Raw genomic sequence first — 24,130 nt, forward strand, 5'->3', positions numbered from 1 at the left:
CCTCCACCGAAGCTAGCGCTCCGGTTTCAATGGCTCCCGCCTATCCTGTACAAACTGTACCAAAATTCAATATCAGGCTACAGTAAAGCTCCACGGGGTCTTTCCGTCCTGTCGCGGGTAACCTGCATCTTCACAGGTACTATAATTTCACCGAGTCTCTGGTTGAGACAGTGCCCAAATCGTTACACCTTTCGTGCGGGTCGGAACTTACCCGACAAGGAATTTCGCTACCTTAGGACCGTTATAGTTACGGCCGCCGTTTACTGGGGCTTCAGTTCAGAGCTTCGCTTACGCTAACCCCTCTCCTTAACCTTCCAGCACCGGGCAGGTGTCAGCCCCTATACTTCGCCTTACGGCTTCGCAGAGACCTGTGTTTTTGCTAAACAGTCGCTTGGGCCTATTCACTGCGGCTTTCCGTTAAGAAAGCACCCCTTCTCCCGAAGTTACGGGGTCATTTTGCCGAGTTCCTTAACCAGAGTTCTCTCGCACACCTTAGGATTCTCTCCTCGCCTACCTGTGTCGGTTTGCGGTACAGGCACCTTTTATCTCGCTAGAAGCTTTTCTTGGCAGCGGGGAATCAAAGACTTCGCTCCATAAGGAGCTTCCCCATCACAGCTCAGCCTTCACGATAAGCGGATTTGCCTACTTATCAGCCTAACTGCTTGGACGTGCACAACCAATCGCACGCTTCTTCTATCCTTCTGCGTCCCTCCATTGCTCAAACGATAAAGAGGTGGTACAGGAATATCAACCTGTTGTCCATCGCCTACGCCTGTCGGCCTCGGCTTAGGTCCTGACTAACCCTGAGCGGACGAGCCTTCCTCAGGAAACCTTAGGCATTCGGTGGACGGGATTCTCACCCGTCTTTCGCTACTCATACCGGCATTCTCACTTCTAAGCGCTCCACCAGTCCTTCCGGTCTGACTTCACTGCACTTAGAACGCTCCCCTACCACTGATACCATTGGTATCAATTCGCAGCTTCGGTGGTGTATTTAGCCCCGGTACATTTTCGGCGCAGAGTCACTCGACTAGTGAGCTATTACGCACTCTTTAAATGGTGGCTGCTTCTAAGCCAACATCCTAGTTGTCTAAGCAACTCCACATCCTTTTCCACTTAATACACACTTTGGGACCTTAGCTGGCGATCTGGGCTGTTTCCCTCTTGACTACGGATCTTATCACTCGCAGTCTGACTCCTAAGGATAAGTCATTGGCATTCGGAGTTTGACTGAATTCGGTAATCCGATGAGGACCCCTAGTTCAATCAGTGCTCTACCTCCAAGACTCTTACACTTAAGGCTAGCCCTAAAGCTATTTCGGGGAGAACCAGCTATCTCCAGGTTCGATTGGAATTTCTCCGCTACCCACACCTCATCCCCGCACTTTTCAACGTGCGTGGGTTCGGGCCTCCATTCAGTGTTACCTGAACTTCACCCTGGACATGGGTAGATCACCTGGTTTCGGGTCTACGACCACGTACTAAACGCCCTATTCAGACTCGCTTTCGCTGCGGCTCCGCCTCTTCAGCTTAACCTCGCACGGGATCGTAACTCGCCGGTTCATTCTACAAAAGGCACGCCATCACCCATTAACGGGCTCTGACTATTTGTAGGCACACGGTTTCAGGATCTCTTTCACTCCCCTTCCGGGGTGCTTTTCACCTTTCCCTCACGGTACTGGTTCACTATCGATCACTAGGGAGTATTTAGCCTTGGGAGATGGTCCTCCCAGATTCCGACGGAATTTCACGTGTTCCGCCGTACTCAGGATACATTCAAGAGAGAACGAAGTTTCGACTACGGGGTTGTTACCCTCTACGACGGACCTTTCCAGGTCGCTTCGTCTACCTCGTTCCTTTGTAACTCCGTATAGAATGTCCTACAACCCCAAGAGGCAAGCCTCTTGGTTTGGGCTATGTTCCGTTTCGCTCGCCGCTACTCAGGAAATCGCATTTGCTTTCTCTTCCTCCAGGTACTTAGATGTTTCAGTTCCCTGGGTCTGTCTTCCTTACCCTATGTATTCAGGTAAGGATACCATACCATTACGTATGGTGGGTTTCCCCATTCGGAAATCTTCGGATCAAAGCTTACTTACAGCTCCCCGAAGCATATCGGCGTTAGTCCCGTCCTTCATCGACTCCTAGTGTCAAGGCATCCACCGTGCGCCCTTTCTAACTTAACCAAACTAAAAATTAAAAAATATGAGCTACACTGTTATCTAGTTTTCAAAGAACATACATTTATATATGAGAGATAGTTCTCTCAAAACTGAACAAAACGAAACACGGAAACTTATATTGATGAACAGCGTTCATCAATTCTCCATAGAAAGGAGGTGATCCAGCCGCACCTTCCGATACGGCTACCTTGTTACGACTTCACCCCAATCATCTGTCCCACCTTAGGCGGCTGGCTCCATAAAGGTTACCCCACCGACTTCGGGTGTTACAAACTCTCGTGGTGTGACGGGCGGTGTGTACAAGGCCCGGGAACGTATTCACCGCGGCATGCTGATCCGCGATTACTAGCGATTCCAGCTTCATGTAGGCGAGTTGCAGCCTACAATCCGAACTGAGAACGGTTTTATGAGATTAGCTCCACCTCGCGGTCTTGCAGCTCTTTGTACCGTCCATTGTAGCACGTGTGTAGCCCAGGTCATAAGGGGCATGATGATTTGACGTCATCCCCACCTTCCTCCGGTTTGTCACCGGCAGTCACCTTAGAGTGCCCAACTTAATGATGGCAACTAAGATCAAGGGTTGCGCTCGTTGCGGGACTTAACCCAACATCTCACGACACGAGCTGACGACAACCATGCACCACCTGTCACTCTGCTCCCGAAGGAGAAGCCCTATCTCTAGGGTTTTCAGAGGATGTCAAGACCTGGTAAGGTTCTTCGCGTTGCTTCGAATTAAACCACATGCTCCACCGCTTGTGCGGGCCCCCGTCAATTCCTTTGAGTTTCAGCCTTGCGGCCGTACTCCCCAGGCGGAGTGCTTAATGCGTTAACTTCAGCACTAAAGGGCGGAAACCCTCTAACACTTAGCACTCATCGTTTACGGCGTGGACTACCAGGGTATCTAATCCTGTTTGCTCCCCACGCTTTCGCGCCTCAGTGTCAGTTACAGACCAGAAAGTCGCCTTCGCCACTGGTGTTCCTCCATATCTCTACGCATTTCACCGCTACACATGGAATTCCACTTTCCTCTTCTGCACTCAAGTCTCCCAGTTTCCAATGACCCTCCACGGTTGAGCCGTGGGCTTTCACATCAGACTTAAGAAACCACCTGCGCGCGCTTTACGCCCAATAATTCCGGATAACGCTTGCCACCTACGTATTACCGCGGCTGCTGGCACGTAGTTAGCCGTGGCTTTCTGGTTAGGTACCGTCAAGGTGCCAGCTTATTCAACTAGCACTTGTTCTTCCCTAACAACAGAGTTTTACGACCCGAAAGCCTTCATCACTCACGCGGCGTTGCTCCGTCAGACTTTCGTCCATTGCGGAAGATTCCCTACTGCTGCCTCCCGTAGGAGTCTGGGCCGTGTCTCAGTCCCAGTGTGGCCGATCACCCTCTCAGGTCGGCTACGCATCGTTGCCTTGGTGAGCCGTTACCTCACCAACTAGCTAATGCGACGCGGGTCCATCCATAAGTGACAGCCGAAGCCGCCTTTCAATTTCGAACCATGCAGTTCAAAATATTATCCGGTATTAGCCCCGGTTTCCCGGAGTTATCCCAGCCTTATGGGCAGGTTACCCACGTGTTACTCACCCGTCCGCCGCTAACTTCATAAGAGCAAGCTCTTAATCCATTCGCTCGACTTGCATGTATTAGGCACGCCGCCAGCGTTCATCCTGAGCCAGGATCAAACTCTCCAATAAAGTTAGTTTGTCTAGCATCTAAAAATAAAAATTGACGTTTCACGTTGTTTGTTTCGTTCAGTTTTCAAAGAACTACTTCGTCGCTCAGAAGCGACTTTATTAATATAACATTTCGTTATATTTTCGTCAACAACTTTTTTCAATAAGTTGTTTTTCGTTTGTTTTGCTTGTTACCTTTCGTGGCAACGAATATAAATATACCAGTTTGATTATTAAAATGCAATAGTTTTTCTAATAAAATTTTTAACTTAGTAAAAAAGCATAAAAACAGCGCATTTCTTCTATATAAATATAATTTCTCGCACCATCACGATCTACTATCCTCACGCAGCTCATACTCAAATAAAAAAGCTTTGGAGAAATCTCCAAAGCTTAGTCTTGTTTATGACGCATAGCAGGGAATAATAATACATCACGAATAGATGGTGCATTCGTTAATAACATAACAAGACGATCAATACCAATTCCTAGTCCACCTGTAGGAGGCATACCGTACTCAAGAGCTTCAATATAATCATCATCCATCATGTGAGCTTCATCATTACCTTGTTCACGCTCTTTTAATTGCGCTTCAAAACGTTCTTTTTGATCGATTGGATCATTTAACTCAGTGAATGCATTTGCATGTTCACGTGCAACGATAAATAATTCGAAACGATCTGTGAATCGTGGATCTTCGTCATTCTTTTTCGCAAGTGGCGAAATTTCTACCGGATGACCGTAAATAAATGTTGGTTGGATTAATTTATCTTCTACTTTTTGTTCGAAGAATTCATTTATAATATGACCAACTTCCATTGTATCCTTAATAGCCACATTATGTTCTTTTGCAAGTTCACGCGCTTCTTCTACACTCATTGGATTCCAGAAATCTGCTCCAGAATGTTCCTTAATTGCATCTACCATATGAAGACGTGTCCATTCTGGTTCTAGATTAATTTCATAATCACCATATTGGATTGTTGTTGTACCTAGTACTTGCTTCGCAATATGAGCAACCATATTTTCTGTTAGTTTCATAATATCTTTATAATCAGCATACGCCTCATATAATTCAATCATCGTAAACTCAGGATTATGACGAGTTGATACACCCTCATTACGGAATACACGACCAATTTCATAAACTTTTTCTAATCCACCCACGATAAGGCGTTTTAAATGAAGTTCAATTGCGATACGCATATATAATTCCATATCTAACGCATTATGGTGCGTAATGAAAGGACGTGCCGAAGCTCCACCTGCGATTGCATGCATCATAGGTGTTTCCACTTCAAGATAACCGTTGTCATCTAAGTACCTTCTCATTTCACGAATGATTTTACTGCGAGTAACGAATGTTTCACGGCTTTCCATACTTGTAATTAAGTCTAAGTAACGTTGACGGTAGCGTTGTTCAACATCTTTTAATCCATGATATTTATCCGGTAATGGACGAAGAGATTTCGTTAATAGTGTAAAGCCCGTTGCTTTCACTGAAAGTTCTCCAACGTTCGTTTTGAATACCTTACCTTCAATACCTACTAAGTCACCTAAATCTGCTGTTTTAAATAACTCGTACTCTTCATCTCCAACAGCATCTTTACGAACATAAATTTGAACTTGTCCATGTAAATCTTGAATATGTGCAAATCCAGCTTTTCCTTTACCGCGTTTTGTCATAATACGGCCAGCGATAGAAACAGAGATTTCCTTTTCTTCTAATTCTTCTTTAGAGAACTCTCCATATAAGCTTAATAAGTCATTTGTTGCATTTGTACGTTCAAATCGTTTACCGAACGGATCGATTCCTTGCTCACGTAAGTTATGTAGCTTTTCACGACGAACAAGCAATTGGTCGTTTAATTCTTCGTGGTTCATGTTATCCATGGTATTGATATCACTCCAGCTCTATTAATTTTTACAATATATACAGTATAGCATTTTCTACTCAACTAGAAAAACTGCCAGCAACTAACTGGCAGTTCCTCTTTCTTTCACGTAATTATAGGAAGTGTATAGAAGAATGTCAATCTTCCCTATCTATTATTAACCAACGTGAATTGTTTGTTGTTTTGCTTCTACTTCTTCTACAAATGCACCTAATACATCCGCAAGGTCTTCACGCGTATTACAAGCATTGATACCATTACGTACAGTTGCATTACCACGAACACCCTTTAAATACCAAGCTGCATGCTTTCTCATCTCTCTTACAGCGACATTTTCGTTCTTTAAATCAATAAGACGATCAAGATGCAACATACATACGTCAATTTTCTCACGCACTGTCGGTTCCGGCATTAATTCACCTGTCTCTAAATACTTTACCGTGCGATAAATCATCCACGGGTCTCCAAGGGCAGCGCGACCAATCATAACACCATCTACACCAATTTCATCAAGCATACGCTTTGCGTCTTGTGGCGTTTCGACATCACCATTTCCGATAACCGGGATATTTACAGCTTGCTTTACTTGTTTAATAATATCCCAATCCGCTTTTCCTTCATACATTTGTACTCGTGTACGACCATGAACCGCTACCGCTTGTCCACCAGCACGCTCAACAGCTTTTGCATTCTCGATTGCGAAAATATGATCCGCATCCCAACCAATACGCATTTTAACTGTAACTGGTTTTTCTACAGCGTCTACAACTGCCGCTACCATTTCATATATTTTATTTGGGTCTAAAAGCCACTTTGCTCCCGCATCACACTTAATGATTTTGGGTACTGGGCAACCCATATTAATATCAATGATGTCTGCTGTCGTATATTTATCTACGTATTTCGCAGCATCTACAAGAGTTTCTTTCTCTCCGCCAAAAATTTGTAAACTTAACGGCTTTTCTCTCTCATCGATATATAACATATCTAATGTTCTTTTATTGTTCAGTAGTATTGCCTTATCACTTACCATTTCAGCACAAACTAGACCTGCACCGAATTCTTTTACTGTCAAACGGAATGCAGAGTTACACACTCCCGCCATCGGTGCTAATACAACCGGATTTTTCATCTCAATATTTGCGATTTTTAACACTCGATTTACTCCTTCCTTCATAGTCACTTCGGCATTAACTCATCTATCGAGACCTTTAACGCTTTAGCAACTTCCACTACAAAATCTTGGGAAGGCGATCGATTCCCTCTCTCAACTTCACCTAAAACAGATACAGATACCCCTAATTCTTTTGCAAAACCTTCTTGCGTATAACCTTTTAGCTTTCGAAAAGCACGAATGCGTCTTCCCCATTTTTCTGCTTCCATACCGTTACTCCCTCTCGCCTTTTCATTTCTTCTACTTGTGAACGTGAAATGTTTTGTTTTATATCTTGATTAATCTCTAACAACGGAACGATAACAAAAGCTCTTTCGAACATCCGCGGATGCGGAACAATAAGATTCTCTGCTTCAATATTTTCTTGATTATATAGTAAAATGTCAAGGTCGATAGTCCTCGGACCCCATCTAATTTCCCTTTTTCTTCCTAAATTATTCTCTACTCTTTGTGTAACTTTCAATAACTCTTGCGGTGATAAATTGGTAGAAATTTTTATAACTAAATTTAAAAAGCAGCTTTGGTCAGTATAGCCAACTGGTTCTGTTTCATATACAGATGAAATATCGTTAACTTGGATATACGGGTTTTTGTTCAAAAACTGAATCGCTTCAGTTAAATACGTATAACGTTCTCCAATATTGGAACCTAATGCAATGTAAGCTATATTATTCATGGACGTTCTCTCGTAATTTCCACTGCTACAGCACGATAGTGCCCCGGTATCGGTGGATCCGGTTTAATCACCTTAATTGTACATCGTGAAATACTCTCATATTGTTTCAATATATCTGTGGCAATATTTTCAGCGATACTCTCTACAAGCTTATACGTTCTATCCTCAACAACTTTTCTACATAGTTCGAAAAGCTCTCCATAATTGACCGAATGCTCTAAGTCATCACTTTCTCCTGCCTGTTTCAAATCCAATTCTACCGTTAAATCGACTTTAAATCTTTGACCTAATTTATTTTCCTCTGGGAATACACCATGATAACCGTAAAACTCCATATCATGGATATAAATTTTATCCAATTACTTTGCCCCCTTACCAATCATCGCATCCATCATTTTAGCCATACGCGCCATTTCCTTCACATCATGAACACGGACAAATTCACAGCCCTTTTCAATACCAAGACAAACGGTAGCTCCAGTTCCCTCAAGACGTTCCTCCACCGGTAAATCTAGCACATGTCCAATAAAGGACTTTCTTGAAGTACCTAAAAGAACTGGATAACCTAGTACATTTAACTGCTCTAAATTACGCATCGCTTCTAAATTTTGTTCAGGTGTTTTAGCAAAACCGATGCCTGGATCTAAAATGATATTCTCATCTCGCACGCCAGCCTCTTTAGCAATTTTAATACTGTCATATAAATCAGCAATCATATCAGCCATTAAATTACGATAATTCATGTTATCGCGATTATGCATTAAGATAATAGGTACATCGTAATGAGCTGCAACTTCAGCGATCTTTGGTTCCGCCTTCGCTCCCCAAACGTCATTAATAATATGAGCACCAGCTTCGATTGCTTGTTTTGCAACTTCAGCTTTATACGTGTCGATGGAAATAGGCAATTTTACTTCTTTTGAAACCGCCTGAATCATCGGAACAACTCGCTTTATTTCTTCTTCTACTGATACTTTAGCGAAACCCGGGCGAGTAGATTCACCGCCGATATCAATAATATGAGCACCTTCATCTCGCATTTCTTTCGCATGGCGCACCGCAGCCTCTACCTCGTTGTAACTCCCACCATCAGAAAACGAATCTGGTGTTACATTTAAAATCCCCATAATTAACGTTTTTTCATTTAAGTTCAATGTATATTCGCCGCAGCGCAAATCATAATCCCACTTCAAACTACACATCTCCTATTCGTAATTCATTTCTGCTCCACAATTTCTCTCTCTGCATTTCATAAAGACTCATAAATCTTTTTGTAACCATACCTACTTTACCCGGGAAATCTCGTCCCTCTATATGATAAAGCGGAACAATTTCTTGAATCGAGTTTGTTACGAAGACTTCATCAGCTGAAAGTAATTCATCTTTTGTAAAGAAACCTTCCTTTACTTCTATACCCAGCTCTTCAGCAACCTTTATAATAAACGCACGAGTGATACCATTTAAAATCCCTGTTTTCAGCGAAGCTGTATACAAAATATCATCTTTCACAAAAAAGAGATTCGAAACAATACCCTCTGCAACATAACCTGTTTCAGTAAGGAAAATACCTTCCTTATTCACAACATTTCCAATTTCACGCTTTCCTAAAATGTTATTTAAATAATGATGAGACTTCAAACGAGATGCACCCTCTGGTGTGTTTCGCACTTGCTTTAAAACAACCCCTTCTTTTTCCACTACATCTCCCGGGACTGCTAAAGGTTTTATAAAAACAATAACAGATGGCTCTTCATACATTTCCGTTTGTAATCCAATTTCATCTATACCCGCTGATACATTAAAACGTACATATGCATGCTCTAATTCATTCTTAACGAGTAGATCCTTCAAAATAAGCAGTACTTCATCTTTCGTCATTGTCCATTTAATTTGCAATGTATCCAGCGCATCTGTTAAACGGTCATAATGATCATCCAATAAGAAAGGATGACCATTATAAATACGAAACGTCTCAAAAACTCCAAGACCATATAAATAACCATGATCATAAGGAGAAATTCTCGCTTCACTTGCTTCTACATACTCACCATTTAAGTAAATTAACATGATGTCACACTTGGACTGTATTTACGAATGAAATTCTGCAACAACTCTTTTCCGTGGGAAGTCATAATTGATTCCGGATGGAACTGTACACCTTCAATCGGTAATGTTGTATGACGGAGCGCCATAATTTCCCCTTCTTCTGTCCAAGATGTTACCTCTAAGCAATCAGGTAACGTCTCTTTCTTAACGATAAGGGAATGATAACGTGTCGCAGTAAACGGATTAGGGATATCCGAAAAAATCGTCTTTCCGTCATGATGCATAAGCGACGTTTTCCCATGCATTAAGCGCTCCGCACGTATAACCTCTCCGCCAAACACTTGTGCAATGGATTGATGTCCAAGACAAACCCCAAAAATCGGAATCTTTCCAGCAAAGTATTGAATAACCTCCATACTAATACCCGCTTCATTAGGACTACACGGACCTGGCGAAATCATTAAGAAGTCTGGTTTCATATTCTCAATATCTGAAATAGTCACTTCATCGTTACGTTTAACAACAAGCTCTTGTCCAAGTTCTCCAAGAAACTGCACTAAATTAAATGTAAAAGAATCATAATTATCAATCATTAATATCATTTCTCTCACCTAACCGTTTCTTCGCTACGTTCTTTTGCACGCCATAAAGCAATCGCCTTTTTTAACGACTCATTATATTCATTTTCCGGATTTGAATCAATTACAATTCCCGCTCCTGCTTGTACATGTGCTTTTCCATCTTTAGCAAGCAGTGTTCTAATTACAATATTCAATTCTGTATCTCCAGAATAACCGATCCACCCGATTGAACCTGTATAAATCCCTCGGCGAACAGGTTCTAATTCTTCAATAATTTCCATCGTACGTATTTTCGGGGCACCAGTAATTGTTCCCCCAGGAAATACAGCCTTCACTAAATCAAAAGCATCTTTATCTTCTTCCACCTCACCACGCACATTAGAAACAATATGCATAACATGTGAGTATTTCTCAATTACCATAAATTCATCTACTTCTACAGTGCCATATTTACAAACACGCCCTAAATCATTTCGTTCTAAATCCACAAGCATAACGTGCTCTGCTCTTTCTTTTTCGTTCTCAATTAATTCTTTTGCTAATTCTTCATCCTCTTGCTCATTCGCCCCTCTAGATCTCGTTCCAGCAATCGGTCTTGTACTTACTTCGGTTCCCTCTTTCTTAATTAGCAACTCTGGCGATCCACTAACAATTTGAAAATCCCCGAGCTCCAAGTAACCCATATATGGAGATGGATTAATTTCACGAAGACTTGTATAAATTTCGAGTGGGTGTGTTTGTAACGTTCTTTCTTGCCTTGTCGACAAGTTTACTTGAAACACATCACCAGCTCCAATATATTCTTGAATACATTCAACCGCCTTCATAAAGCTTTCTTCTGTAAAAGCAACTGTTTCACTTTTCTCTTCAGGGCACGCAAAAGGTATATTCACTTCTGGCGCTTCTGTCGCCCAAAGAATCTTCCATTCATTTAATCGCTCTTTTGCCTCTTCATGCTTATCTACATAATGTGTAATAATCCATAATACTTTTTCTTTTTGATCATAAACAAACACATCATCAAATAATAAAAAGAATATATCAGGTATATTAATGTCATCTTCCGCAAGGGAAGGGAGTTTTTCAATATAACGGATGCAATCATAACTAAAGTAACCAATTGCACCACCTTGAAATGGAGGGTATTCCGGATTATAGTCCGTTTTCCATCGCTCCATATATTCCTGCATTAAATCTAATGGGTTTCCTTGTTTTATTGTTTCCTTACCACTTTCGCTTATATGTAACGTTTCACCCTTCCCTCGGATTACCGCTACTGGGTTCAACCCCACAATGTTATAACGACCGCCACGTCCACTCTCTAACAAAATATGTTGCGGTTTATCCTTAGAAAGAAATTTATATTGCTTAAAGAAATCTAACTGATATGGAATAGAAAGCGCTAAAGATTTTCTTCGTTGCATATCAACACCCCGTCTTCTTTTATCCCACCCTCTTAGATTAACCACCTCAAACTACATTCGTTATGTATATAAAGTGGTTATACTCGAAGGCTAGTGAAAATAAATTAATTATACTACCTCTTATTTTACATGAAGTTTTCTAGTCATTCACTCTTTTCCTATTTCCAATCCAAAAAGAAAAAGCATCCTTTTTCAAGGATGCTTTTTCAATCACATATAATTAAGATTCAAATTGATAAAGTGGTGTACTTAAATAACGTTCACCGTTACTTGGGATAATAACAAGTACCTTTTTCCCTTTACCTAATTTTTTCGCAATTTCTGTTGCTGCATAAATAACTGCTCCAGAAGAGATACCCACTAAAATACCTTCCTCTTTAGCCACTCTTCTTGCATATTCAAATGCTTGTTCTGTTTTTACTTGAACAATTTCATCATATACTTCTACATCCAATGTCTCTGGGATGAATCCCGCCCCAATTCCTTGGATTTTATGTGGACCCGGTTTCCCACCAGATAACACTGGTGAATCCGCAGGTTCTACTGCATAAATTTTAATATCTTTATACGCTTCCTTCAGTACTTCACCAGCACCAGTAATCGTTCCACCTGTACCAATACCTGCAATAAACGCATCTAATTGGTCACCCATTTGTTCAACAATTTCTGGCCCTGTTGTTAAACGATGAATTTCTGGATTCGATTGATTTTTGAACTGTTGCGGTATAAAGTAGCCGTGTTCTTTTGCTAATTCAGTCGCTTGACGAATTGCTCCACCCATTCCTTCAGGCCCTGGAGTCAATACTAATTCAGCACCGTAAGCACGTAATAAATTACGACGCTCAATACTCATTGTTTCTGGCATTACTAAAATTGCCTTATATCCTTTAGCAGCCGCTACCATCGCTAAACCAATTCCCGTGTTACCACTTGTTGGCTCAATAATTGTATCGCCTTCTTTTAATAATCCTTTTTTTTCAGCATCTTCAATCATAGCTAATGCAATACGATCTTTAACGCTGCTCCCTGGATTCATAAATTCTAATTTTAAATATATATCTGCGCTGTCTGATTCTACGATGCGGTTCAACTTAACGATCGGCGTTTTCCCGATTAATTCTGAAACTGATTGTGCCACTCGCATTCCTGTCACTCCTAACACCGAGTATTTTTATTGGTTTTATCTATATTTAGATTTTGTCAGAAAATTCCCTGTTTGTCAATCTATTTAGAGGATGGATTCCCTCTCTCCCCTTATTACAAACTCTCAATTAAATTTGTAATATCTTCTTTAGAGAACTTGTATCGCTCATTACAGAAATGACAATGAACTTCTGTCTCTTCTTCTTCTTCACGAACTTGCTCTAACTCTGTTTTACCTAAACTAATTAACACACTCTCAATACGTTCACGTGAGCATGTGCAATTAAATTGAACATCCATCACTTCTAATACTTTTACCTTATCTTCTCCAAGAACTGTATACAGTAACTCCTCTGGAGAAAGCCCTTGTTCGATCAATGTTGATACAGGAGGAATCTTCTGTAAACGATCTTCAATGAACGAAATTGTTTCTTCCTGTGCACCTGGCATAATTTGAAGGATAAATCCACCTGCCGCTAATACGCTGTCATCTCCATTTACAAGTACGCCGACTCCTACAGAAGAAGGTGTTTGCTCAGAAACTGCAAAATAATACGTGAAGTCTTCCCCTAATTCTCCTGAAACAATTGGAGATTGACCAATAAACGGCTCACGCATACCAATATCTTTAATTACTGTTACAAATCCTTCAGTACCTACCGCTTGATATACACGTAATTTCCCTTGTTCCGTTCCTTCAAAGTCAACATGTGGATTCGTTACATAACCACGTACATCCCCATTTGCATGAGCATCTACTAAGATGGGACCAATCGGGCCATTACCTTCTACCTTAATCGTTAACTTTTGGTCACCTTTTAACATTGCGCCCATCATTGTACCTGCAGTTAAAGAACGACCAAGTGCCGCTGAAGCTGTTCTCCATGTATCATGACGTCTTTGCGCCTCACTTACTGTATTTGTAGTACGCACACTATATGCACGCACTTCTCCATCAAACGCTAACGCTTTTACTAAATAATCTTTCATACTTATTTATTCACCTTTCTCATGCTGTAAATTTGCATTACGCTCATATAACATATACAAACCTTTTAATGTTAAGAATGGATCTACAACATCAATTACATTCGATTCTTCTGAAATTAATTTCGCCAATCCACCTGTTGCAATAACTTTCGGTTCTTGTTTAGCTTCCTCTTTCATACGCTTAACAATACCTTCCACTTGTCCAACATAACCATAAAGAATACCAGATTGCATCGCACTTACCGTATTCTTTCCAACAACACTGCTTGGTTTTGTAATTTCAATACGAGGAAGTTTTGCCGCTCTACTATATAAAGCCTCTGCTGAAATCATAATTCCTGGCGTAATAACTCCACCCATATAATGCTTTTCTTCGTTAATATAACAATATGTAGTAGCCGTACCGAAATCGACAATAATAAGCGGACTTCCATATAAGTGGATTCCTGCTACTGCATTTACAATTCGGTCCGCGCCTACTTCACGTGGATTTTCATATTTAATATTTAGCCCTGTTTTTATTCCAGGACCTACTACAAGCGGTTTAATTTTAAAATACTTTTCACACATGCGCTCTAAAGCAAACATAATTGGTGGTACGACTGAAGACACGATAATACCTTTCACATCTTCAAACGAAAGACCTTCATGCTCAAGCAACTGCTTTACAAGCATTCCATATTCATCTTCTGTCTTATGGCGATCTGTTTCCATGCGCCAATGTTGACGAAGTTCCCCCTCTTCAAACACGCCTAGTACAGCATTTGTGTTCCCTACATCCAATACAAAAATCATATTCTCACCACTTATCTTATTTAATCTATATTTGTGCAGTATGTATAAAACTTATAAAAACATCATATCACACATACTTATATAATCAGCTTTTCTATCCTCATCATTTTACAAAAAGATTACGCTCTATTTCAATTTTTAATACCCAATTTATTTAAATTCTTTTTCTACTTCATTTCGTTCCACAAATAAAAAAAGGAGTGACCATCGTCACTCCTTCATCTCTTACTTATCTTCTGATTCTTCATCGTCCTTCTTCATATTGATGTTTACTTTCACATCATCTGAAGATGTTGGACGCTCTGGCAATCTGCCGTAATCATATAAATGATTGATTTGCTCTGCATCTAACGTTTCTACTTCAAGTAACGTTTTCGCAATAATATCTAGCTTATCACGTTTTTCAGTAAGAATTTGGTGCGCGCGAGCATAACATTCTTTTATAATAGTTTGCATTTCCACATCGATTTCATGTGCAATTGCATCACTGTAGTTTTGTTCTGAATGGAAGTCTCTTCCTAAGAACACTTGACCACCTTGTGAGCTACCGAATTGCATCGGTCCAAGCTTATCACTCATACCGAATTCCGTAACCATACGTCTTGCAATACCAGTCGCACGTTGGAAGTCGTTGTGAGCACCTGTGCTTGCTTCACCAAACACAATCTCTTCAGCTACTCGACCACCAAGTAAACCAGTGATTTTATCAAGTAACTCTGGTTTTGTCATGAAGTAACGATCTTCTTTCGGAAGCATTACTGCATATCCACCAGCTTGACCACGAGGGACAATTGTTACTTTATGAACGATATCTGCTTCATCAAGGACAACACCAATTACAGTATGGCCCGCTTCATGGAATGCAACGATATTACGTTCTTTTTCAGAGATAACACGACTTTTCTTAGCAGGACCTGCAATAACACGATCCGTTGCTTCATCAATGTCACTCATATCAATTTTCTTCTTATCTTGACGCGCAGCTACTAAAGCAGCTTCGTTTAATAAGTTTTCAAGATCAGCACCAGAGAACCCTGGTGTACGAGTTGCAATTGCTCTTAAGTTGATATGATCATCAAGCGGTTTATTACGAGCATGTACTTTCAGTACAGCTTCACGGCCATTTACATCTGGACGATCTACTGTAATTTGACGGTCAAAACGACCTGGACGTAATAACGCTGGATCAAGAATATCAGGACGGTTTGTTGCAGCAATGATAATAATACCTTCGTTTGCACCGAATCCATCCATTTCAACAAGTAATTGGTTCAACGTTTGCTCACGCTCATCATGGCCACCACCAAGACCTGCGCCACGTTGACGTCCTACTGCATCAATTTCATCAATGAAAATGATACAAGGAGCATTTTTCTTTGCATTTTCGAATAAATCACGTACACGTGATGCACCGACACCAACGAACATCTCTACGAAATCAGAACCACTGATAGAGAAGAATGGAACGCCAGCCTCACCTGCAACGGCACGCGCTAGTAAAGTTTTACCTGTACCTGGAGGTCCTACTAATAGAACACCCTTCGGAATACGGGCACCAACTTCAGCGAACTTACGAGGATCTTTCAAGAATTCAACTACCTCAACAAGCTCTTGTTTCTCTTCATCCGCTCCAGCAACATCTCTGAAACGAACTTTTTTCTTTTCGTCATTATATAACTTCGCCTTACTTTTCCCGAAGTTCATAACACGGCTACCGCCGCCCTGAGCCTGGTTTAATAAGAAGAAGAATAAAATGAAGATAATGACAAACGGAATGATAGAAGTAAAGAACGTTACCCAAGCACTTGTTTCTTCTGCTGGTTGATACTTAACTTCAGCACCTTGCGCTTTGTCATTAATTTTCTTTTGTAATTCCTCAGTATTTGGTGCATAAGTAACAAATTGTTCTCCTTGGCTAGAGTTGTTAAATTGTCCTTTTACCTCAAATACACCATTTTTCGGTTGAAGTTGCACATTACGCACTTCACCTTTTTCTAGTTTAGTAATGAATTTATCGTAGCTAACTGATGTCGTTTTTTGCGTCGAACCATTAAAATAGCTCACGATTCCAATTACTACTAGGAATATCAGTAAATAAAAGATGGTATTACGGAAGATACGATTCATTCCTAACCTCCTCTCACGGCATAAACACTATTGTAAATCGTAACATAGAAAAACTTTCCTATACAATTGTAACGCCTGTATTTAATTAATTTGAGTAAACGCTTGGTTTTAATACTCCTACATAAGGAAGATTACGGTACTGCTCTTTATAATCTAATCCATATCCTACAACAAATTCATGCGGAACAGTAAATCCAACATAATCCGCTTTCAAATCTACCTTGCGGCCTGTCGGCTTATCTAATAACGTAACAATTTTTACAGACTTCGCTTTACGATATTTAAATAGGTCTACTAAGTAACTTAGCGTAAGACCGCTATCAATAATATCTTCAACGATTAAAATATCGCGACCTTCTACAGAAGTATCAAGGTCTTTTAAAATTTTCACTTCGCCTGTTGAAACGGTAGAGTGACCATAACTAGATACAGCCATAAAGTCCATTTCAAGATATGTATCTGTTCTCTTTAATAAATCTGCCATGAATGGCATCGCGCCCTTTAATACACCAATCGCAAGAGGTACTGTGTTTTTATAATCCTCTGCAATAATTGCGCCTAATTCGAGCACCTTTTCTTGTATTTGTTCTTCAGAAATTAATACTTTTTCGATATCTTGATTCATCATTTCATTATCCTCCCGGAAGACTCCTTGCTTTTGTAGTGAATAATCATATATTTATCCTTCTTTGCCGTCTCTTTCGAGATAGCAAATGCAGATCGCTTCAACAAGGGTACCCAAATAATATTCCCACTTGCATCACAAACGACCGGCCATTCTTCTCTTTTTTCTCTTGGTACTTTCGCTTCGATAAAGATAGCTTTTATCTTTTTTGTGCCATTCATACCTTGTATTGACATGCGATCTCCATTTTCTCTAGAACGAATACGAAGTGGATATGATATATCATTATACTTAGCAACAAATACTGTTTCATTCATGTTACTTGGTATGTCTTCGCTCACCTCTGTTACAAGCTTATCCCCGTTCGATAGCGTAATTGTCCCGGGCACTGATAAATCTTGTAAAAAAGGAGAAACAATTCCTTGTTTAAATCCAAAGCTGCACTCTTCGTATGCGCGAACAATTTTTAAATCACCTGGAAAATCAAGTGAACCCGAAGGTTGTGTCCGCTTAAAAAACTCAATCACTTTGTCAATATGTACAGAGGAAAGAGAAGATGGAATCTTATATTCATAAAGATAGTTTAATATTAGTTGAATCCCTCTTCTTTGTAAAGACATAGACATGGATTCAAAGGCAGGAATTGATAAGCTAATTTGTTTATCACTTTTTTTTGTAATTACTTTATTCATTTTCTCAAAAGCTAATTCCTGCAAATACGCCTCATCCTCTTGCATTTGCATGCTAAATTTTTGGAATTTCTCATGTACTTGTGAATTTTCTTCTTTCAAATGAGGAAGAACATATTTACGTAATCGATTCCTTGTATATACTTCCTTTTTATTACTTGGATCTATACGGGGAATTATTTTTAGCTTATTACAGTAATCAACAATCTCTTCCTTCGTTACTCCAAGTAACGGCCTAATTAAATATCCATTATGAAAAGGACGCTTCACTGCAATTCCTGCATATCCTTTCGGAGTACTCCCTCGTACAAGGCGCATTAAAATCGTCTCTACTTGATCATCACCATGATGTCCAAGAGCTACATATCTCGCATCATATTTCTTCATTATTCTTTCCAAAAATGCATATCTGCATTCTCTAGCAGCAACCTGTGCATTCATTCCGTGTTGCTGTTGATATTGCGACACATTAATCCTTATCGTTTCGCAAATAACTCCCAGCCCTTTACAAAGGTCCTGCACAAACTGTAGGTCCCCATGAGATTCATCACCTCTAAACATATGATCCACATGTGCCACTACAATTTTAAACTGTTTTGCTGCTCTTTTTTCTAACAAATAATATAGAAGAGCCAAAGAGTCAGGACCACCAGAAACCCCTACAACAATTGTTGAACGTTCCTTTAATACATCATGCTGCTTTACAAAGTCATCTACCTTTTCAACAAATGTATCTTTCAACTTCGTAATCACCTTTCATTAAACAAGAACAGCAACGTTAGTTACCTTGTTTATAATGGTACAACTTTTACAAACATTGTGCAAAAAAAAGATATACAAAAATTACATTTTTATCTTACATCATCCGTACATATTCACAAAAATAATAACATTATCTTTTAAAGCAAAAAAACCTAGGCATTTACCTAGGTTTTTAGAATAAAACAGCGATAGGGAAACATCACTCTTAATCTTTATCCCGCATTAACGTGTAGTAAGACCCCCACCTCAAAATTCAGCGAAAGCAAAGAAGTTAGTTAGGGGGAATCAACTGCCCGTAAAAGCCCGATTGGTGCGGGCTGATAATCAGCGGGGGATGAAGCCCCCACTTATTAAAGTTTCACTTTATTGCGCCTGCATTCCTACAATTGGAATTGTAGCCCACTTCGGCATATTTTTCTTCACTTTCGCCACAACAATAGTCATATCGTCATTTATATAACCATCACCAGAGCGAATCACTTCTTCCATAATGATATCAGCAATTTCTTGCGGATCTTCGGTTTGTAACTCTTTAATTTTCCGCTTCATCCATAGTTCATGATTCTCCACATGTTGTGCTCCCTCAAAAATTCCATCGCTCATCATAATAAGAATATCGCCCGTTTTTAATTGTTCACCCACTACATCAACTTCAACATCCTCAATAATTCCCATTGGCAAATTACTTGCCTCAATTTTCAAAATATTATTTGCACGTTTAACAAAACTCGGCGTCGAGCCAATCTTTAAAAATTTCGCACTTGCATCTCGCAAATCTACCATAGCTAAATCTAACGTCGTAAACATCTCTTCTGTTGTTCTTAAAGAAAGAATAGAATTGATAGACTTAATCGCGATTTCCTCATCAATGCCTGATTGAAGTATTTTTTGTAATAATTTTACCGTTTCTTTACTCTCCATATGAGCTCTTTGCCCATTACCCATACCATCACTAATTGCAAGCGCATATTTACCAACACTTAAATCCATCATCGCATAAGAATCACCTGAAACAAACCCACCGCCTTTTGCAGCTGTGGCCAACCCTGTATCAAGAGAATACGTTTTTGCTGAGCCAAATGATATTAAGCTGTGGCCGTTCGGATAAGAAGATTTCTCTTCATGTTTAACAACAATATTTTCCTTTAGAATATCAGAAAGCATCGGCGCAACTAGCTTTTCACACTCTCCATGTTCATTAGATGCAACTGGAATCAACATTTCAATATCAATACTTCCTCTATCTAAACAATAAATATCAACATGCTCTACTTCTACACCAAAATCACGAAACGCTTGCAGAATCTGTTCTTCCTGCACTTGATGATTTTCTCGCTCTCTTTGTATCTCCTTAGCAAAATCCTCCATAACTTTTGATACACCTAATAGTTGCTCCGCTACTATTCTACGATTTTCTTTCATTTGTTTTCGTAATTTTTGCCCCTCATAGAAGTGATCTAATTCACCCGCTACTAAATCCGTCACTTTCTTCCCTCTCACACAATGCTTGTCCCACTCACGAACTAACTTGCGATTATGTTGCAACGTCCCCTCTTCCGTTTCACTCATTATTTGTTTCATATAATCGTACGTTTTGTCGAAATTAACTACCCAGCATTGGTCCTTTTTAAAGCATGTTTGACATGTTTTTGCAGTAATTGTGCTTAAGAATAAATCTGCTTCTGTCTCTTTATCTTCTTCCTCCACATATCCATATACAGAAAAGCTATTAGATAAAGCAGCAAATACATTGGCAAATTGATTGATTTTATTTGCTGTAACATCACGCATCCTTCTTAAATACTGTTGTTGATCTTGTGAATGTTCCTGTGTGCCTGGCATAAATTTAGCAATACGATCCATAACAAGTTTCGGTGTTAATAAGAAGAAAGCAATTGCTACACCAGATTCAATTAAAGTTGTCACAATGTTTGTTTGCTTGTCTACATATAGCGTAATCAAGCTTGTCCCAATTAATAAACCTAAACTAACACCTAAACGCTTCCCTTCTTTTAACAAACCACCAAGCAACCCAGAAAAAGCAAGCAGACTAAGTTGAGACAAACTGGAGACATTTGCTAAACTTAATATTAATCCAGTGACGACCCCCACTGTAGATCCTGTAGCAGCCCCCGCGATAAATGCAAACACGAGCACTAAGTACCTAGTAAAAATATGTTGAATAGACGCGTCATATACAAACCAATCTGTTGTACCTGTTAAAACAGATGCTAGTAATATAATTAAACAAACAATTTCTTCTGTCTCTAGCGCTTGTTGTTTACCCTTTCTTTCTACTAAAAGCGGAACACTTTGTAAAAATATCATAGTTAATACGAAGCTAAGCCCTGCCTCAATCGTACTAACGAGTAAATCGTACATGGTGACAGTTTGTTGCGCAAAATATACAACAACTAAATGTGCGGTTAATGCGGAGATAAATACTTGGAACGGAACAAGTCCAACAGTTTTACGTGTAAACCGACTAAAGAAGATATTATAAATGAAGAAAGTAAAAATAGATGCAAAGGTAAAGAATAAATTATCTATCGAAACTGAAAGTGCGCCCCCCATCAGAGCCAAGAACGCGAGCGGCATTTTATCCCGCTTCATAACATAAACAGCAGCAAAAAACGGCAGTGCAAACGGTAAAATGTTTGTTAATATATATGCTCGTCCCAAAAGAAAACCAATAACAACAATAATAAATCCCCATCTAAAGAAAACTTGCTCAAACTTCATTCGCAACTTACTCGTCCACTTTACTGCTCCAAGCTGACTCTCATTCATTGCCAATGCACTTGTATTCATAGTATTCCTTCCTGCTTTAGGCATATTTTTAACACCACCTGCATAGTTTAATTACTGTCATTATAAAAGATGATTATTGGGATTTTTGTCAAAACAACAGTTTTCACTTTTATAATCGTTCGACTTTTTATTCGAAATAACTCTACATATATACACGGTATGTAATTTATTCTTAGCAATTTAATAGAACATTCAGAAAATATAGGGTGATTTTGTAGAAGTGTTGTATGTCTTAATTTATTTAACAAAAAAAGATCATGCAAATTTGCATGATCTTTTTAGATGACCCGTACGGGATTCGAACCCGTGTTACCGCCGTGAAAGGGCGGTGTCTTAACCACTTGACCAACGGGCCGTTAAATTAAATATAGCGGCGGAGGGGATCGAACCCCCGACCTCACGGGTATGAACCGTACGCTCTAGCCAGCTGAGCTACACCGCCATGTCGTCTTATTTAACGGACAATTAGTATCTTACCTCAGATATAATTTAAAGTCAACACATCTCGAAAACTTTTTTAAAAATATATTTTCACATATAAAAAAGTACCCCGAGCAATCGCCCTGGGCACCTCTCTATATACTAAGAATTAAACGTTCTGATTATCCGCGACGTGCGCCACGGCCACCACGTTTAGATTCTGTGTTACGCTTTAAAGAAGTTAAACGATCTTCGCTATCCTTTAAGAAACGTGCCATCTTTTGCTCGAATGTTTCTTTTGGTGCTCGTTCGTTACCGCCGCCACGGTTATCTCTGTTGAAAGAACGATTACGTTGTGGACGTCCAGAACGTTGTTGATCGCCACCGCGTTGGTATTCACCACGTGGACGATCTCCTTCTGTTTTTTCACGCTCTTTCGCTTTTTTAATAGATAGACCGATCTTACCATCTTTTTCAACGTTAATAACTTTTACTTCTACTTGGTCGCCTACTTTTAAGTGATCGTTAATATCTTTCACATAATTATCAGCAACTTCACTAATATGAACCAGACCCGTTAAGCCTTCTGGCAGCTCCACAAAAGCCCCAAAATTTGTAATACCTGTTACTTTACCCTGTAACTTGCTGCCTACCTCGATTGACATAAAAAAAATGCTCCTCCTTAGTGGTTAAAAAGTCAAATTTTACTTTATTATATATAATCCTAAAATATAGTGTCAATAAGACATACTCTACTTAGAAACAGGAAAAATTATCTCCCCTTTTCCAGAGAAGAAATAATCCCTTCTAGCAATCTTTAATACGTACTCTTCATCATTTAACTTTTGAACTTCGTCTTTTAGACTTTTTTCTTTATTCGTTAATGAATCCAGTTCTTTTTTCATGTCCTTAACTTTTGCTTCTTTTGCTCTAATGGAACTGTTTTGTTGATAAAACGTTACACTAATACTCGCAATAATTGTAAAAGCAAAGACAAGAAAAACCGCTAAACGGCGATAAAGTCGCTTCCTGTTCTCATCCGTTTGTATTATATGCTTTTTAACAGGATTTGGACTCTGTTTTTCGATTGTTCTTTGTCTCAGTTCCCTCATTTTCGAGGTCCCCCTAACTTCTTTTTTATACGCTCCCATAATTGGAAGATGTGTCCCTTCAATTTTGCTATATATTGCAGGAACCCTACATGTTTCATTATAAAAAGTTTAACACGATTAGGGAGAAGTTTCCATATGAGCGAAGCAATAAATCGAACAGGCCAGAAAAAAACTTTCCATATGAAAAGTAATATCCAAATCACCATTTTCCATAACACATGTCCAATTGAAAGCAGTATACGAAATAAGAATAATATAAATGCAATAAATAGCTGCGCTATAATAATAACAGGTTTTATCATGAGTAGCTTTATAATTTGAACAAAAAAATGTGTTGTTTGCATAAAAATATAGATGAGAAAATTTAACAGTTTCATGTATAGTGCTTTCAATAAGCTTTGATACGCCGCAAAACCACATAATAATGCCAAAAATACATATATACGTAATTCAGCTTCATTTACGAGCAGCAATACATAAAAAACGAATAATGCTTGGACAATCCAAAATAGTATATCATGTATAAATACAAGCCAACGTTTGCGTTCCTGACGCTTTAAAAATCGTTGGTATGTATCTAAAGATGCCCCAATCCAAGCACCCATTCCAATCATTGAGAGCATCGTATACAACTGAATTGTTAGACTCATTTAAACAACTTACTAAAGAAACCTTTAGTTTTCTCCCCTTGATTCTCATCAATATACAGCATCTCATGAACTTTCCCTTTAATCGATACAACACCTTTTTCTACATCTAAATTCTTCATTTGCAAATTTTGACCACGAATTGTTAAAAAGCCCATTACGGTCTCAAGTAAAAACTCTTCGCTATCAAAACTCTCTACCTGCTTTACACCGGTAATATCAATTACACGCCTGCCACGCATAATAATATCATGCTCTACAGAAACATTTTGTTGATTAGAAGACATAGGTGAGTAACCATTATTCACGTAAATCCCCCCATACATTTATACTAGCTAATAGTAATGTATGAA

General features: G+C 39.4%; 20 protein-coding genes, 2 tRNA genes and 2 rRNA genes (1 of these 24 only partly in view). All 24 read right to left on the reverse strand.

The genetic code is table 11. From position 1 onward, the window contains the following. Positions 1-2,183, reverse strand: a 23S ribosomal RNA gene (locus ACUN28_RS01185); it reaches 739 nt to the left of the window's first position. A gap of 146 nt (positions 2,184-2,329) precedes the next feature. Then, positions 2,330-3,881, reverse strand: a 16S ribosomal RNA gene (locus tag ACUN28_RS01190). The 16S and 23S rRNA genes sit together here, the layout of an rRNA operon. Before the next feature lie 372 nt (positions 3,882-4,253). Further along, a complete protein-coding gene (lysS, locus tag ACUN28_RS01195; protein ID WP_016085289.1) occupies positions 4,254-5,753 on the reverse strand; it encodes a lysine--tRNA ligase in 1,500 nt (499 codons plus the stop codon). A gap of 159 nt (positions 5,754-5,912) precedes the next feature. Further along, a complete protein-coding gene (gene dusB, locus ACUN28_RS01200; protein ID WP_016085290.1) occupies positions 5,913-6,911 on the reverse strand; it encodes a tRNA dihydrouridine synthase DusB in 999 nt (332 codons plus the stop codon). Positions 6,912-6,934: 23 nt separating this feature from the next. After that, a complete protein-coding gene (locus ACUN28_RS01205; protein WP_000387027.1) occupies positions 6,935-7,138 on the reverse strand; it encodes a helix-turn-helix domain-containing protein in 204 nt (67 codons plus the stop codon). Continuing rightward, a complete protein-coding gene (gene folK / locus ACUN28_RS01210; RefSeq protein ID WP_016085291.1) occupies positions 7,090-7,605 on the reverse strand; it encodes a 2-amino-4-hydroxy-6-hydroxymethyldihydropteridine diphosphokinase in 516 nt (171 codons plus the stop codon). Before folK ends, ACUN28_RS01205 begins: the two co-directional genes overlap by 49 nt. Further along, entirely contained in the window at positions 7,602-7,964 is a 363-nt protein-coding gene (gene folB / locus ACUN28_RS01215; RefSeq protein WP_000358059.1) for a dihydroneopterin aldolase, read from the reverse strand. The genes folK and folB overlap by 4 nt, the downstream gene beginning before the upstream one ends. Continuing rightward, on the reverse strand, positions 7,965-8,807 hold the full coding sequence (folP, locus tag ACUN28_RS01220) for a dihydropteroate synthase (RefSeq protein ID WP_080117784.1): 843 nt from the start codon (positions 8,805-8,807) through the stop codon (positions 7,965-7,967). Further along, the gene (gene pabC / locus ACUN28_RS01225) at positions 8,800-9,672 is read right to left on the reverse strand and encodes an aminodeoxychorismate lyase (protein WP_016085293.1); all 873 of its coding nucleotides are present in this window, start codon (positions 9,670-9,672) and stop codon (positions 8,800-8,802) included. The genes folP and pabC overlap by 8 nt, the downstream gene beginning before the upstream one ends. Further along, complete coding sequence (gene pabA / locus ACUN28_RS01230; protein WP_000602298.1) at positions 9,666-10,253, reverse strand: aminodeoxychorismate/anthranilate synthase component II; 588 nt, start codon at positions 10,251-10,253, stop codon at positions 9,666-9,668. Before pabA ends, pabC begins: the two co-directional genes overlap by 7 nt. Positions 10,254-10,258: 5 nt before the next feature. Beyond that, the gene (gene pabB / locus ACUN28_RS01235; RefSeq protein ID WP_016085294.1) at positions 10,259-11,656 is read right to left on the reverse strand and encodes an aminodeoxychorismate synthase component I; all 1,398 of its coding nucleotides are present in this window, start codon (positions 11,654-11,656) and stop codon (positions 10,259-10,261) included. Positions 11,657-11,876: 220 nt separating this feature from the next. Further along, a complete protein-coding gene (gene cysK, locus ACUN28_RS01240; RefSeq protein ID WP_001261702.1) occupies positions 11,877-12,800 on the reverse strand; it encodes a cysteine synthase A in 924 nt (307 codons plus the stop codon). Positions 12,801-12,913: 113 nt separating this feature from the next. Continuing rightward, the gene (gene hslO, locus ACUN28_RS01245; protein WP_016085295.1) at positions 12,914-13,789 is read right to left on the reverse strand and encodes a redox-regulated molecular chaperone HslO; all 876 of its coding nucleotides are present in this window, start codon (positions 13,787-13,789) and stop codon (positions 12,914-12,916) included. Between the two features lie 6 nt (positions 13,790-13,795). Next, positions 13,796-14,584 (reverse strand): type III pantothenate kinase, encoded by a 789-nt coding sequence (locus ACUN28_RS01250; protein WP_000578367.1) that lies wholly within the window; start codon positions 14,582-14,584, stop codon positions 13,796-13,798. A 225-nt stretch (positions 14,585-14,809) separates the two neighbouring features. Continuing rightward, positions 14,810-16,711 carry an ATP-dependent zinc metalloprotease FtsH gene (gene ftsH / locus ACUN28_RS01255; RefSeq protein ID WP_016085296.1) on the reverse strand — a complete coding sequence of 634 codons (1,902 nt, stop codon included), beginning with the start codon at positions 16,709-16,711 and terminating at the stop codon, positions 14,810-14,812. A gap of 85 nt (positions 16,712-16,796) precedes the next feature. Beyond that, complete coding sequence (gene hpt, locus ACUN28_RS01260) at positions 16,797-17,339, reverse strand: hypoxanthine phosphoribosyltransferase (RefSeq protein ID WP_000981838.1); 543 nt, start codon at positions 17,337-17,339, stop codon at positions 16,797-16,799. Then, a complete protein-coding gene (tilS, locus tag ACUN28_RS01265; protein ID WP_016085297.1) occupies positions 17,336-18,766 on the reverse strand; it encodes a tRNA lysidine(34) synthetase TilS in 1,431 nt (476 codons plus the stop codon). Before tilS ends, hpt begins: the two co-directional genes overlap by 4 nt. 384 nt (positions 18,767-19,150) lie before the next feature. Then, positions 19,151-21,622: a stage II sporulation protein E gene (spoIIE, locus tag ACUN28_RS01270; RefSeq protein ID WP_016085298.1), complete on the reverse strand. Its 2,472-nt coding sequence runs from the start codon at positions 21,620-21,622 to the stop codon at positions 19,151-19,153. 259 nt (positions 21,623-21,881) lie between these two features. Next, positions 21,882-21,953, reverse strand: a tRNA-Glu gene (locus ACUN28_RS01275). Positions 21,954-21,966: 13 nt separating this feature from the next. After that, positions 21,967-22,040, reverse strand: a tRNA-Met gene (locus tag ACUN28_RS01280). 160 nt (positions 22,041-22,200) lie between these two features. After that, positions 22,201-22,683: a S1 domain-containing RNA-binding protein gene (locus ACUN28_RS01285; RefSeq protein ID WP_016085299.1), complete on the reverse strand. Its 483-nt coding sequence runs from the start codon at positions 22,681-22,683 to the stop codon at positions 22,201-22,203. A gap of 87 nt (positions 22,684-22,770) precedes the next feature. Next, positions 22,771-23,130 carry a cell division protein DivIC gene (gene divIC, locus ACUN28_RS01290; protein ID WP_016085300.1) on the reverse strand — a complete coding sequence of 120 codons (360 nt, stop codon included), beginning with the start codon at positions 23,128-23,130 and terminating at the stop codon, positions 22,771-22,773. Then, a complete protein-coding gene (gene yabQ / locus ACUN28_RS01295; protein ID WP_016085301.1) occupies positions 23,127-23,780 on the reverse strand; it encodes a spore cortex biosynthesis protein YabQ in 654 nt (217 codons plus the stop codon). Before yabQ ends, divIC begins: the two co-directional genes overlap by 4 nt. Continuing rightward, entirely contained in the window at positions 23,777-24,085 is a 309-nt protein-coding gene (yabP, locus tag ACUN28_RS01300) for a sporulation protein YabP (RefSeq protein ID WP_001059101.1), read from the reverse strand. Before yabP ends, yabQ begins: the two co-directional genes overlap by 4 nt. Positions 24,086-24,130 lie beyond the last annotated feature (45 nt).

The organism is Bacillus sp. WC2507, from assembly GCF_052656125.1.

Bases quoted from the DNA above. Each gene is read 5' to 3' on its own strand.
- ACUN28_RS01250 (WP_000578367.1), bottom strand. From the start codon at position 14,584: ATGATTTTTGTATTGGATGTAGGGAACACAAATGCTGTACTAGGCGTG.
- ACUN28_RS01205 (WP_000387027.1), bottom strand. From the start codon at position 7,138: ATGGAAGCAGAAAAATGGGGAAGACGCATTCGTGCTTTTCGAAAGCTA.
- ACUN28_RS01285 (WP_016085299.1), bottom strand. From the start codon at position 22,683: ATGTCAATCGAGGTAGGCAGCAAGTTACAGGGTAAAGTAACAGGTATT.
- pabC (WP_016085293.1), bottom strand. From the start codon at position 9,672: ATGTTAATTTACTTAAATGGTGAGTATGTAGAAGCAAGTGAAGCGAGA.
- pabA (WP_000602298.1), bottom strand. From the start codon at position 10,253: ATGATATTAATGATTGATAATTATGATTCTTTTACATTTAATTTAGTG.
- lysS (WP_016085289.1), bottom strand. From the start codon at position 5,753: ATGGATAACATGAACCACGAAGAATTAAACGACCAATTGCTTGTTCGT.
- folP (WP_080117784.1), bottom strand. From the start codon at position 8,807: ATGTGTAGTTTGAAGTGGGATTATGATTTGCGCTGCGGCGAATATACA.
- spoIIE (WP_016085298.1), bottom strand. From the start codon at position 21,622: ATGCCTAAAGCAGGAAGGAATACTATGAATACAAGTGCATTGGCAATG.
- hslO (WP_016085295.1), bottom strand. From the start codon at position 13,789: ATGAAAGATTATTTAGTAAAAGCGTTAGCGTTTGATGGAGAAGTGCGT.
- ftsH (WP_016085296.1), bottom strand. From the start codon at position 16,711: ATGAATCGTATCTTCCGTAATACCATCTTTTATTTACTGATATTCCTA.
- cysK (WP_001261702.1), bottom strand. From the start codon at position 12,800: ATGCGAGTGGCACAATCAGTTTCAGAATTAATCGGGAAAACGCCGATC.
- yabQ (WP_016085301.1), bottom strand. From the start codon at position 23,780: ATGAGTCTAACAATTCAGTTGTATACGATGCTCTCAATGATTGGAATG.
- pabB (WP_016085294.1), bottom strand. From the start codon at position 11,656: ATGCAACGAAGAAAATCTTTAGCGCTTTCTATTCCATATCAGTTAGAT.
- divIC (WP_016085300.1), bottom strand. From the start codon at position 23,130: ATGAGGGAACTGAGACAAAGAACAATCGAAAAACAGAGTCCAAATCCT.
- folK (WP_016085291.1), bottom strand. From the start codon at position 7,605: ATGAATAATATAGCTTACATTGCATTAGGTTCCAATATTGGAGAACGT.
- hpt (WP_000981838.1), bottom strand. From the start codon at position 17,339: ATGATGAATCAAGATATCGAAAAAGTATTAATTTCTGAAGAACAAATA.